This is a genomic window from Mycobacterium sp. 852013-51886_SCH5428379 (assembly GCF_001665575.1).
GTDB lineage: Bacteria > Actinomycetota > Actinomycetes > Mycobacteriales > Mycobacteriaceae > Mycobacterium.
The window spans coordinates 1-11,990 of record NZ_LZSU01000005.1 but is presented as its reverse complement, the minus strand read 5'-3'; the positions used below and the strand labels follow the sequence as shown (position 1 = coordinate 11,990).

Below are 11,990 nucleotides of genomic sequence, written 5' to 3'. Positions count from 1 at the left end.
GGGTTCCCCGGTCGTCAGGACGGAAACGACCCGACGATGCGCGCCGCCACATCATCGGCGACGGCCAGCGCGGCGGGATCATCGGCGGGTTCGTACCGGTCGGCCGCCGCGTCGTAGCGGGCACCGGCGATGTCGCCGTGGTCGGCGGCGAGCTCGACGAACTCGACCGGCCATCCGTATCCGCGCAGCACGGCGGCGAACTCGCTGCTCGAGGAGGCGGGTACGACGTCGTCGCCGCTGCCGTGCAGCAGCAGCATCGGCACCGGATCGCCCGACGGGGGCGCGTCCCCGAGGCGGGCGCCGGACAGCGGATCCTGCGCCATGAACGCGCCGCCGAGGGTGACCGCACGCGCCACAGGGACACCGTGGCGGTCGGCCGCCAGCGTCAGGCCGGCCGCGGCGGCGCCGCCCATCGACCAGCCCACCACGACCAGGGCGCCGTCACCACCGGCCTGGTCGGCGGCGAACCGTGCGGAGGCGAGCAGATCGGACCGCCCGCGGTCGTCGGCGTGGGAGTTCCAATCGGGCGCGACGACGCGGTGACCGCGTGCGGCAATCCGCTCGGCCAGCGGACGGACCGCGGCGCGGGAATCGGTCTGCATACCGTGCCATAGCAGCACGGTGGGACGGCCGGGGTCGCCGTACAGATCGGCCGAGCGGCCGGGAGCGTACTCGTGGGTCTGCATCATCGAGCTGTTCCCCGATGGGCGCCGGTCAATCGAGAAGATCAGGAACGGCCCTGGGGCAGCCGGACCACCTGGACGAAGAACTCGTCGATCTGGCGGACGGCGTTCATGAACTGGTCGAGGTCGACCGGTTTGGTGACATAGGCGTTCGCGTGCAGCTTGTAGCTGCGCAGAATGTCCTCTTCGGCCGACGAGGTGGTGAGCACCACGACGGGGATGTGGTTGAGGTCCGGGTCGGACTTCACCGTCTCGAGCAGCTGCCTGCCGTCGTACTTGGGCAGGTTCAGGTCGAGCAGGATCAGATCCGGGCGCGGCGCGTCGGCGAACGGTCCGCGGCGGTAGAGGAAGTCCAGCCCCTCCTCGCCGTCGTGGGCGACGTGCAGGGTGTTGCTGATCTTGTTGTGCTCGAACGCTTCCCGGGTGATCAGTTCGTCGCCGGGGTCGTCCTCGATCAGCAGGACGTCGATCGGTCGGCTGGGGGTGGTCACTGTTGCGCTCCTTCCAGAACGGCTTGAGGTTCGTCGTGCGCGGCGACCGGCAGGGTCAGGTGGAACCGGGTGCCTTGGGTATAGGACGTGTCGATCCAGATGGTGCCGCCGTGGTATTCGACGATCTTCTTGCACAGCGCCAGGCCGATGCCCGTACCGCTGTAGACGTCGCGGCCGTGGAGTCGCTGGAAGATCACGAACACCTTCTCGGAGAATTCCGGCGCAATGCCGATTCCGTTGTCGGACAGGGTGATGACCCAGAAATCGGCGCGGTCGCCGGAGCCCTGCTCGCATTCGATCACGATCCGGGGCGCGGTGTCGGGACGGCGGAACTTGATGGCGTTGCCGACGAGGTTCTGCCAGAGCATGGTCAGCAGGGTGGGGTCGCCGGAGATCGTGGGCAGGGGGTCGCCGGGCCGCACCACCTCGGCGCCCGAATCCTCCACCGCGACCGCGAGATTGGCGATTGCCTCGTCGAGCACGGCGTCGAGGGCGACCCCTTTCTCCTCGCCGCCCATCCGGCCCACCCGCGAGAACGTCAGCAGATCGTTGATCAGCACCTGCATCCGCTTGGCGCCGTCGACGGCGAACCGGATGTACTCGGTCCCGCGCTCGTCGAGTTGATCGCCGTAGCGCTTTTCGAGCAGCTGGCAGAACGAGGCGACCTTGCGCAGCGGCTCCTGCAGGTCGTGGGAGGCCACGTAGGCGAACTGTTCGAGTTCGGCGTTGGAGCGCCGCAGATCGACGGTCTGCTCGTCGAGCGAACGCTGCGCCGCCTGCGAGGCTTCGAGTTCGTCGAGGATCCGCCGCCGCATGGCCTTGACGTCGTAGGTGATGGCGAGGATGTCACGCGGTCCCTGCGGGACGATGCGTTCGTCGAAGTGCCCCTGACTGATTCGCCGGCACGATGCCGCCAGGGCGGACAGGGGCCGGATCACGGCGCGACGCATGACCAGTGACAGCAGCAGACCCGCGATGAAGAAGGTGGCGATCATCGCGGCGAGTACCCGGTCACGCCAGGTGCGCACCTCGTTGAGGTCATCGAGCCCTTCGGCACGCGCCGCGGTGAAGTCTCGGTTCTGGTCTTCGAAAAGTGCCCTGATGGAGTCGAATTCGGCCTTGCCCTGCTGGGCCAGCGTGCTGTCGGCGGGTCCGGGCACACCGGGGCGGACCTCGGCGATCAGCGGCTCGGCGAAGTTGGCCCGCCATTCGTCGGCGGCCAACTGGATGGCGTCGAGACCGGCCATCAGTGTCGTGTTGTCGGGTACCAGCTCGCTGATGAGATCCGCCGCATCCTGTTCGGCCGCGCGTCCGTCGTAATAGGGCGCGAGGAACTGCGGATCCGCGGCGATGGCGTAGCCGCGCACCGCGGTCTCCTGATCGCGCAGCGCCACCTGCAGCTGGTAGGCCGCGACACGCGCGGGCTGGATCTGGTCGATCAGCTCCCGGGACACCGCATCGGTGCGCTTCATGAGCATCGCGCCGGCCAGTGCTCCCGCGAGAACCAACAGACCGATGGTCAGCAGCACGACGTTCTGCCAGCCCTGGACGGTCAGCCGTTGGCCGCGCCGCCGGACAGGAGTGGTCACGTGGTGCGCTCCACGCGCACCACGGCGATGTCGTCGGTGAGTCCGCCGTGGCTCTGCGCCCGCTTCTCGGCCTCGCCGATCAGCGTTTCGACGAAGTCCGCACCGCTGAGGCCGGCCACGGACCGGGCGAGTGCCAGCAGACCCTCTTCGCCGAGGCGCTGGTTGCCGACACCGGAATGCCCTTCGAAGAGACCGTCGGTGAGCAGCAGAACGGCGTGCCCCTCCGGCAGCTCGAGCTCGTTGAGCGGCCAGGCCGTGCCGCCCAGGCCCAGTGCGGGTCCGGCGGGCGGCTCCAGCCAGTCCACCCCGCCCGGGCCGTGCAACAGCATGCCCGGATGCCCCGCCCGCACGGCGTTGAAGCTGCGGTCGTGGGGGGAGAACGCGAGGCTCAGGACGGTGGCGAAGATGTGCTTGCCCGGACGCTCCGCCCGCAGGATCCGCTCGAGCTGCTGCATCCGCTCGTGCCCGCGCAGACCCGCGAACGTCAATGCACGCCATCCGATGCGCAGGGCGACACCGAGGGCGGCCTCGTCGGGTCCGTGGCCGGACACGTCGCCGACCATGACGTGCACCGTGCGGTCCGGCGTCTGGACGAAGTCGAAGAAGTCGCCACCGAGCAGCGCGTTGGGCCGGGATGGCCGGTAGGTGGCCACGATGTCGACGCCGGGATCGTCCAGTAGCAGCGGTGACGGCAGCAGACCCCGTTCCAGGCGGGCGTTCTCCTGGGCGCGCAGCTGGCTCGCGTGCAGATCGACCGCGGTCAATTCGGACCGTTTGCGTTCGATGGCGTACAGCAGGGACCGGCGCAGCATCTCCGGTTCGACGCGGCTCTTGATGAGGTAGTCCTGCGCGCCGGACGCGACCGCGGACACGCCGTACTGTTCGTCGATATGGCCGGTGAGCACCACGATCGGCAGGGTGGCGTCCATCCGGCACACGCGATCGACGGCCTCGGTCCCGTTGGCGTCGGGCAAATTCAGGTCGAGCAGCACGCAATCAGGCCGCGCCTGGCGGATTCCGCGCTCCGCGGCGGCCATCGAATCGGCCCACTCCAGCCGGATATCGGCCACTCCATCGGCGATGAGTTCCTCGACCAGCAAAGCATCACCGCGGTCATCTTCGACAAGGAGCACCCTCAAGGGTGTCAACGGCATACCGGGAGCAACGCCGGGAACCGGCACCTGCCCCAATTCCGAATCATGCGGCGCGAGCACTGACAATCACGTCCTTCTCGTATCCTCACCGCGGCCGCGACTGACCTCTGCTTCAGTGATCGTTTCCTGACAATACCCAACCGCCCTGTCGGGTGCGTCAACGCGGCCGTGCGTACGCGGCCCGAGCCCGCAAACAGGTAGGGTCGCGTCCGGTTCCCATGCCGACGTCCTCTCCGCCTCTGCTGCCGGGGCACATCCGACGCTGCGCGGCATCCCTCGTCGCCGCCGCAGTGGCAACCGTGACCCTCGGAGGATGCGCCCAGCCGTCCCCTCCGCCCGTGGCCCCGCCGTCTCCGCCGTCCGCGCCGTCGCCGGCAGCCTCCCCGCCGGTGACCACACCGGCACCGGTCCCGCCGCCGCAGACCCCGCAACCGGCCGTCAGCGGCGCCCGGGTCACCTGGGTGACCGCCGCGGACCTCGGGGCGACGTGGCGGCCCGGCTGTCCCGTCGGGCCCGACGAGCTGCGGCGCGTCGAGAGCACCTATCTCGGCTTCGACGACCGCCCCCACCGGGGGGCGCTGGTGGTGCATAAGGATCTGGTGGCCGAGGTGGTCGACATCCTCGAGGAGCTCTACGCCCTGCGGTATCCGCTCACCTCGATGCGCACGGTCGACGCGTATCCGAACGCCGAGGACGAACTCTCGATGGCCGACAACAACACCTCGGCGTTCAACTGCCGGGGAATCCCCGGATCGGACAGCTGGTCGGAGCACGCCTTCGGCCGGGCGATCGACCTCAACCCGTTGCTCAACCCCTACATCGACCGCGCCGGCCGGATCGAGCCGGCGAACGCCGGTCCGTACGTCGACCGGTCGCGGACCGAACCCGGCATGCTCCACCCCGGCGACCCTGCGGTTCAGGTCTTCCTCTCGCGCGGCTGGCGCTGGGGCGGAGACTGGCGCACCCCGAAGGACTACCAGCACTTCGAGCGGCCCTGACGGCGCTGCCGGGGACCCGCGCCCGGGTTTCGCAACCGCCCGGATGAGGGCGCCGCTGGTAATCTGCCCATCGCCGCTCCGTCGTCGAAGCGGCACTACGGAACCGGACCTAACTCACACAGCAGATTCCCTCACGAAAAGAGCGTTGTGCGCAGCGGAGAGATCAAGGCCCTGTCGGGTCTGCGTATCGTCGCCGCCGTCTGGGTCGTGCTGTTCCACTTCCGGCCGCTGTTGCACCAGGCCGCCCCGGATCTCACCGACGTCCTGTCGCCGGTGCTCGACTGCGGCGCCCAGGGTGTCGACCTTTTCTTCATCCTCAGCGGCTTCGTGCTGACGTGGACCTACCTGGACCGGATGGGGCACCGGTGGTCGACGCGGACCACGCTGCGGTTCCTGTGGCTGCGCCTGGCGCGGGTGTGGCCGGTGTACCTGGTGACCATGCATCTGGCCGCGGTGTGGATCATCTTCACGCTCAACGTCGGGCACGTGCCGTCGGAGGCTGCGCAGGACCTCACCGCCGTCAGCTACCTGCGGCAGCTCCTGCTGGTGCAGCTGTGGTTCGAGCCGTTCTTCGACGGCACCAGCTGGGACGGCCCGGCCTGGTCGATCAGCGCCGAATGGCTGGCCTATCTGCTGTTCGGGGCGCTGGTGCTGGTGGTGTTCCGGGTGGCGCGGGTGACGCGGGCGCGGGCGCTGATCTGGCTGGCGGTGGCCGCGTCGCTCCCGCCGACCCTGCTGCTGATGGCGACCGGCGAGTTCTACACGCCGTGGAGTTGGCTGCCACGCATCGTCATGCAGTTCACCGCGGGCGCCCTGGCGTGTGCGGCGGTGCGCAAACTGCGCCTCACCGACCGGGCGCGCAACCACGCCGGCCTGCTGTCGCTGGCGATCGCCGCAGCCATCGTCGGCGGCATCTACTACCTCGACGCCCATCCGCCGGCCTCGATCCGCGACGCGAGCGGTCTGGTCGACGTGCTGTTCGTACCGCTGGTGGTGACCCTGGCGATCGGCGCGGGCAGCCTGCCCAAGCTGCTGTCGACCCGCGTGATGGTCTACTGCGGGCACATCTCGTTCGGGCTGTACATGATTCACGAGATCGTGCACACGGTGTGGAACTGGGCCGTCCTGCAGTTCGAGATCACCCTGACGCCCGGCCCGGCGGCGAAGCTGGTGGTCGGCGGGCTCCTCGCGGGCTCACTGCTCGCGGCGGTCGCGCTGTACCACCTCGTCGAGGAGCCCGCGCGGCTGTGGATGCGCCGGATGGTCGACGTCCGCGACACCCCGGCCAACGCGATCGACACCCACGCGAACGCCGTCCTGGCGGGAACCAGCACCGATACCCCGGCCGATGCCCGCGGGGAGCGGGTCGAGGCCGTCGCGGGCCGCGTCGGCTGAAACATCCGATACGCGCGTCACGATATGTGTTGGCGGAGACTGCCCTAAGATTTCGGCCATCGCGGATTCGGCGTCTCAGTGCCATCGGCAATGTCGACAGTGGAGGTAGCAGTGAGTCGCCTGTGCACGCTGTTGCTGTCGATCGCGCTCGTGGTCGGCGCCGTGGGTGGGCACACCGCGCGGCCCCGGACCGACGAGACCGTCACCCTGCAGGTCTCGGTGAGTCGCGTCGCGGTGATCAGCGACTCCTACACCACCGGCAGCAGCGAGGGCGGTGAGGGCGACCGCGGCTGGACCACCCGGGCCTGGCAGACGTTGGCCCGCAACGGCGTCCCGGTGGCCGCCGATGTCGCGGCCGAAGGCGGCGCCGGCTACGCCACCCGCGGCAACCGCGGGAACGTGTTCGAGGATCTGGCGGCCCGCGCGATCAACCGCGACGACGACCTCGTGGTGTTCTTCGGATCCCGCAACGACGAGCGGGTCGAACCCACGGCGCTGACGTTCATGGTCTACGGCCTCTTCCAGATGGCCCGCCGAATGGCTCCGGCTGCGCGGTTCCTCGTCATCGGGCCGGCGTGGCCGACGGCCGATCCGCCGCCCCCCATCCTGCGTATCCGCGACACGCTGGCCTACCAGGCCAAGCTGGCCAAGGCCGAGTTCGTCGACCCGATCGCCGAACGGTGGTTCGTGGACCAACCGCACCTCATCGGCGCGGACGGGGTGCACCCGACCGACGAGGGCCACGTCTACATGGCGGACAAGATCGCCCCGCTGATCGCGGCGCGGCTCCTGCGGCACGTCTGAATCAGGCGAAGTCCCGCACAAAACCGGCCACGATCGCTCCGAGCTGCTCGCCACGTTGCTCCTGCACGAAGTGACCCGCCCCCGCGATCGTCGGATGTTCGCGCCCCCGGGCGCCGGGCACCCGCTCCTGGAACACCCGCTCCCAACCGCGGGTGGCCGGATCGCTGTCGGAGTATGCCGTGAGGAATGGCCGGTCCCACTCCTCCAGGACGGCCATGGTGGCGCGACCGATCGCCGCACCGGGGTCGTTGCGGGTCAGCGGAACCAGGGCGGTGAGCTGGCGCAGCCCGGCCTTGTGGGTGCGGTCGGGGAACGGGGCGTCGTAGGCGGCGAGCACCGGTGCGGGCAGCGGGCCGGCGACCGCGTCGAGGAACATGCTCGGCGTGATGTCGGGGGAGCGCTGGTAGAACGCGATGTAGTCGAGCAGTGTCTCTTCGTGCAGGACACGGCTGTCGCCGACGCCGTGGTGCGCCCAGGTCAGCCGATCGGCGAGAGCGGGATCGCAGGTGTGCAGGATGGTGTTGGTGACCACCACGCCGGCGAACCGATCCGGTTGCCGCGCCAACACGCTGAGCCCGATCGGCCCACCCCAGTCCTGCGCGACCAGCGTGATCTCCCGCAGTTCGAGTCCCTCCACCAGTGCCTGCATCCAGGCGACGTGGCGCGCGAAGGTGTACTGGGTGGGATCGGTGGGTTTGTCCGAGCGGCCGAATCCGATGTGGTCGGGGGCGATCACCCGCAGCCCGGCCTCGACGAGCACCCTGATCGTGTGGCGGTACAGATACGACCACGTCGGCTGGCCGTGCAACAGCACGACCACCGGCGCGTCGCGTGGCCCGGTATCGACGAAATGCATTCGCAGCGGCGGCGTTCCACGCGTCTGGACGAGGTGATAGTTGGGCGCGAAGTCGTAGTCGGGCAGACCGACGAAACAGTGGTCGGGCGTCCTCACCACATCGATTGGGGCATCCATAGCGCCTCAATTCTGCACGGCTTTGGCCACCGCCACGCACACGGTGAGCCAGTCCGCATCGGGCCGGGCGGTTTCGGTCAGCTCCCACATCGCGTTGAGCATCATCCGGATGACGACCCAGGCCCGGGCCCGGTCCTCGTCGAACTCCGCCGCGTCGACCGTCGTCCAGAACCGCCGCTGCACACCGCTTCTGACGTCCCCGGCCAACTCGTCCCAGCGGTTCCAGAGCAACGGCGCCACCTCGTAGTGCGGGTCGCCGTCGAGGGGTTTCGGATCGATCACCAGCCACGGCTCGCGGTCGGCGCCGAGGACGTTCGCATAGTGCAGATCGGTGTGGATGAGCGTGCCGGTGGTGGCCCCGTCGCCGAGGAGGTCCCGACTGTGCGCGACGGCCTGTTCGACCAGTCGGTGCGGAACGGCTGCGTCGCGCGGCAGGCTCGCCAGCTCGGCGGTCCACCGCTCCAACAGGGCGCGCAGCGAGCGCACCTGGGGGAGCGCGGGCACGTGGATGCGGCGGTAGAGCGCGGCGATCACCCGGCAGGCGTCGTCGTCGGGGAGCGCGGTGAGATCACGGCCGGTCAACCGCTCCAACAGCACCGCGCGCCGGTGCGGATCCGCGCTCAGCAAGCGCACCGCACCCTGTCCGCCCCACCGGCGCAGCGCCAGATGTTCGTGGTCGGATTCGGCGTCCGGAAAGCTCAGTTTGAGCACCGCGGGCCGACCCTGGGCTGAAAGTACGGGCAGGACAACCGAAGTCGCCCCGTGCATCGGGGCGCCGTCGAGCTGCAGCCCCCACTCGCGCACCTGCGTCTGAACGCGCGCCGCCAACCCGTCGACCCACTGCCGCCACTCGGGGCCACGGTGCGCCATCGCCTGGACACCGGAAGGAAGTTCGATCATGTCAGCTCGAAACGAGACACCCCGCGAGCCGGCATGCGGCTCGCGGGGTGTCCCGGAATCGGTCGGACCTACTTCTTCTTCACGTCGAAGCGGTCGTTGTCCATGACCTTGGCCCACGCCTTGGCGAAGTCCTTGACGAACTTCTCCTTGCTGTCTTCCTGGGCGTAGACCTCGGCGATACCGCGCAGCACCGAGTTCGACCCGAACACCAGGTCGTTGGCGGTGGCGGTCCACTTGGCCTCACCGGACGCGCGGTCGCGGCCGTCGAAGACGTTGGCGCTGTTCTCCGACGGCTTCCACTGCGTGCGCATATCGAGCAGGTTGGTGAAGAAGTCGTTGGTCAGCACGCCCGGCTTGTCGGTGAACACGCCGTGCTTGCTGCCGCCGTGATTGACGTTCAGCACGCGCAGGCCACCGACCAGGACGGTCAGCTCCGGAGCGGTCAGATCGAGCATGTAGGCCTTCTCGATCAGCTGCTGCTCCAGCGGGTTCTTCTCCTCGGGGCTGAAGTAGTTCCGGAAGCCGTCGACCCGCGGTTCGAGCACCTCGAAGGACTCCACGTCCGTCTGCTCCTGCGAGGCGTCGGTGCGGCCCGGGGTGAAGGGCACCGTGATGTCGTGACCGGCGTCCTTGGCGGCCTTCTCGACCGCCGCGGTGCCGCCCAGCACGATCAGGTCGGCCAGCGAGACGTTCTTGCCCGAACCGTTGAAGTCCTGCTGGATCTGCTCGAGAACCGGCAGCACCTTGGCCAGCTCGGCCGGCTCGTTGGCCTCCCAGTTCTTCTGCGGCTCGAGACGGATTCGCGCCCCGTTGGCGCCGCCGCGCTTGTCGGTGCCGCGGAAGCTGGCCGCCGACGACCAGGCCGTCTTGATCAGCTGCTGAAGCGAGAGACCCGAATCGAGCAGCTTGCTCTTCAGCTCGGCGATCTCCGCCTCACCGATGAGCTCACCCTCCACCGCGGGAACCGGGTCCTGCCACAGCTGCGGCTCGGCGATCCACGGGCCGAGGTAGCGGCTGATCGGCCCCATGTCGCGGTGCATCAGCTTGTACCAGGCCTTGCGGAAGGCCTCGTCCATCTCCTCGGGATGATCGAGCCAGCGACGCGTGATCTTCCCGTAGATCGGGTCCTCGCGCAGCGCGACGTCGGTCACCAGCATGGTGGGCTTGCGCGGCGGGCCGCCGAACGGGTCGGGCGTGGTGGCCTCGGCGTTCTTGGCCTCGAACTGCCAGGCACCGGCGGGGCTCTTGGTCAGCTCCCACTCGTTGCCGTACAGGTTCTCCAGGAACTTGTTGCTCCACTCGCTGTTGGTGCCGGTCCAGATGACCTCGAGACCGCTGGTGACGGTGTCGTTGGCGTTGCCGGTACCGAACGGGCACTTCCAGCCCAGGCCCTGCTGCTCCATCGGCGCGCCCTCGGGCTCCGGTCCGACGTTCGCGTCGGCGGCGCCGTGGGTCTTGCCCAGGGTGTGGCCGCCGACGATCAGCGCGGCGGTCTCCTCGTCGTTCATCGCCATCCGGCCGAACGTCTCGCGGATGTCCTGCGCGGCGGCCAGCGGATCCGGCTTGCCCTCGGGGCCTTCCGGGTTGACGTAGATCAGGCCCATGGTGGTGGCGCCGAACGGCTCTGCGAGTTCACGCTTGTCGTCGTTGGTGCCGCCGTAGCGCTGATCGGTGCCCAGCCAGGTGTCCTCCTGGCCCCACAGCATCTCCTCGGGCTCCCAGATGTCCTCGCGGCCGAACGCGAAGCCGGCGGTCTCGAACCCCGACTGCTCGAGCGCGGCGTTACCGGCGTAGGCGATCAGGTCGGCCCAGGAGATCTTGTTGCCGTACTTCTGCTTGATGGGCCACAGCAGCCGGCGGGCCTTGTCGAGGTTGGCGTTGTCCGGCCAGCTGTTGAGCGGGGCGAAGCGCTGCGCACCCTGCCCGGCGCCGCCGCGGCCGTCGAAGATGCGGTAGGTGCCCGCGGCGTGCCAGCTCATGCGGATGAACAGGCCGGCGTAGTTGCCGTAGTCGGCGGGCCACCAGTCCTGCGAAGTCTGGATGACCTCGATGACGTCGCGCTTGAACGCCTCGACGTCGATCTGGGCGAAGGCGTCGGCGTAGCTGAAGTCCTCGCCGAGCGGGTTGCCCTTCTCGTTCTGCTTGTGCAGAACCGACACGTCGACCTGCTCGGGCCACCAATCCTGGTTCTTCTTCGGCGCACTCGACTTGGGGTGCGGAGACTCGATGACCGGGTTCTCGGACTCGCTGTGGCTGGAGGTCTTCTCGTCGGAGTGGGGCGGGCGGGCGTCGGATGTATCGGATGACACAGCGGCGTTCCTTTCGGATAGGTGGTTGGGCTGAGCTGAAATCAAGGGTGCGCCGGGGTGGCGTCGGCCGGCGCACAGTCGGGGCACAGGCCCCAGTAGATGACCTCGGCCTCGTCGAGGACGAAGCCCTCGAGAGACCCGTTCGGGTCGGACGGGATCAGACACGGCGCTTCGCCGACCGCGCAGTCGATGTCGGCGATGACGCCGCAGCCGCGGCACACCACGTGGTGGTGGTTGTCGCCGACGCGTGATTCGTATCGGGCCACGGAACCGGACGGCTGGATGCGGCGCAGGAGGCGTGCCCCGGTCAGAGCGTGCAGGACGTCATAGACGGCCTGCCGGGAGACTTCGGGCAGTGCGGTTCGGACGGCTCCGAAGATGGTGTCGGTATCGGCGTGCGGATGGGCGTGCACAGCCTCGAGCACCGCGACCCGGGGCCGCGTCACACGCAGGTCAGCTGCACGCAGCTGATCGGCGTAGTCGGCTGTCGTGGGCATGCATTCCACCAAACCCCCTTTTCTGGAATTAGTCAAGAGTTGACGACGACACGGTGTGTCGCAGGGTGCGGACCGGCGCGTTCCTGCACGTCACAGGGCCGCCGTGCGTTTAGGATCGCCTCAGTGTCAGGGTGGGGTGCCGCGTATTGCGGTGGTTGGATTCCTGATCACCTGGTGTCTGGCTCGTAGGGTCGCTG

11 protein-coding genes are annotated in these 11,990 nt (G+C 68.9%); 3 read left to right on the top strand and 8 right to left on the bottom strand.

Annotation, left to right across the window (positions count from 1 at the left end):
* Positions 1–14: 14 nt before the first annotated feature.
* Genes A5757_RS00815 through A5757_RS00800 form a run of 4 tightly spaced genes read right to left on the bottom strand, consistent with a single transcriptional unit; the run spans position 15 to position 3,917 of the window.
* Positions 15–686 carry a dienelactone hydrolase family protein gene (locus A5757_RS00815; protein WP_066828120.1) on the bottom strand — a complete coding sequence of 224 codons (672 nt, stop codon included), beginning with the start codon at positions 684–686 and terminating at the stop codon, positions 15–17.
* Between the two features lie 41 nt (positions 687–727).
* Positions 728–1,174, bottom strand: coding sequence for a response regulator (locus tag A5757_RS00810; protein WP_066828070.1), 447 nt, complete (start codon positions 1,172–1,174; stop codon positions 728–730).
* Positions 1,171–2,763, bottom strand: coding sequence for a CHASE3 domain-containing protein (locus A5757_RS00805; RefSeq protein ID WP_066828069.1), 1,593 nt, complete (start codon positions 2,761–2,763; stop codon positions 1,171–1,173). The genes A5757_RS00810 and A5757_RS00805 overlap by 4 nt, the downstream gene beginning before the upstream one ends.
* Positions 2,760–3,917, bottom strand: a complete 1,158-nt coding sequence (locus A5757_RS00800) for a PP2C family protein-serine/threonine phosphatase (RefSeq protein ID WP_197497220.1) — start codon at positions 3,915–3,917, stop codon at positions 2,760–2,762. Before A5757_RS00800 ends, A5757_RS00805 begins: the two co-directional genes overlap by 4 nt.
* A gap of 218 nt (positions 3,918–4,135) precedes the next feature.
* On the opposite strand from A5757_RS00800, the gene A5757_RS00795 reads away from it, so the two are divergent.
* The 3 genes from A5757_RS00795 to A5757_RS00785 all read left to right on the top strand — a co-directional run bounded on the left by A5757_RS00795 (position 4,136) and on the right by A5757_RS00785 (position 7,114).
* Positions 4,136–4,915 (top strand): M15 family metallopeptidase, encoded by a 780-nt coding sequence (locus tag A5757_RS00795; RefSeq protein WP_066828067.1) that lies wholly within the window; start codon positions 4,136–4,138, stop codon positions 4,913–4,915.
* A gap of 147 nt (positions 4,916–5,062) precedes the next feature.
* The gene (locus tag A5757_RS00790) at positions 5,063–6,310 is read left to right on the top strand and encodes an acyltransferase (RefSeq protein WP_082929244.1); all 1,248 of its coding nucleotides are present in this window, start codon (positions 5,063–5,065) and stop codon (positions 6,308–6,310) included.
* A gap of 111 nt (positions 6,311–6,421) precedes the next feature.
* On the top strand, positions 6,422–7,114 hold the full coding sequence (locus A5757_RS00785; protein ID WP_066828066.1) for a GDSL lipase: 693 nt from the start codon (positions 6,422–6,424) through the stop codon (positions 7,112–7,114).
* A gap of 1 nt (position 7,115) precedes the next feature.
* Here A5757_RS00785 and A5757_RS00780 read toward each other — a convergent pair whose 3' ends face one another.
* From A5757_RS00780 to A5757_RS00765, 4 genes are all read right to left on the bottom strand, one after another.
* Entirely contained in the window at positions 7,116–8,066 is a 951-nt protein-coding gene (locus A5757_RS00780) for a haloalkane dehalogenase (protein ID WP_231983845.1), read from the bottom strand.
* Between the two features lie 27 nt (positions 8,067–8,093).
* Positions 8,094–8,987 carry an aminoglycoside phosphotransferase family protein gene (locus tag A5757_RS00775; RefSeq protein ID WP_066828065.1) on the bottom strand — a complete coding sequence of 298 codons (894 nt, stop codon included), beginning with the start codon at positions 8,985–8,987 and terminating at the stop codon, positions 8,094–8,096.
* A 68-nt stretch (positions 8,988–9,055) separates the two neighbouring features.
* On the bottom strand, positions 9,056–11,296 hold the full coding sequence (gene katG / locus A5757_RS00770; protein ID WP_066828064.1) for a catalase/peroxidase HPI: 2,241 nt from the start codon (positions 11,294–11,296) through the stop codon (positions 9,056–9,058).
* Positions 11,297–11,337: 41 nt separating this feature from the next.
* On the bottom strand, positions 11,338–11,793 hold the full coding sequence (locus tag A5757_RS00765; protein ID WP_066828063.1) for a Fur family transcriptional regulator: 456 nt from the start codon (positions 11,791–11,793) through the stop codon (positions 11,338–11,340).
* Positions 11,794–11,990 lie beyond the last annotated feature (197 nt).

What these genes read in the sequence shown, in the direction of transcription:
- A5757_RS00815 (WP_066828120.1), bottom strand. Translation starts at nt 686, where the DNA reads ATGCAGACCCACGAGTACGCTCCCGGCCGCTCGGCCGATCTGTACGGC.
- A5757_RS00800 (WP_197497220.1), bottom strand. Translation starts at nt 3,917, where the DNA reads ATGCCGTTGACACCCTTGAGGGTGCTCCTTGTCGAAGATGACCGCGGT.
- A5757_RS00795 (WP_066828067.1), top strand. Translation starts at nt 4,136, where the DNA reads ATGCCGACGTCCTCTCCGCCTCTGCTGCCGGGGCACATCCGACGCTGC.
- A5757_RS00775 (WP_066828065.1), bottom strand. Translation starts at nt 8,987, where the DNA reads ATGATCGAACTTCCTTCCGGTGTCCAGGCGATGGCGCACCGTGGCCCC.
- A5757_RS00765 (WP_066828063.1), bottom strand. Translation starts at nt 11,793, where the DNA reads ATGCCCACGACAGCCGACTACGCCGATCAGCTGCGTGCAGCTGACCTG.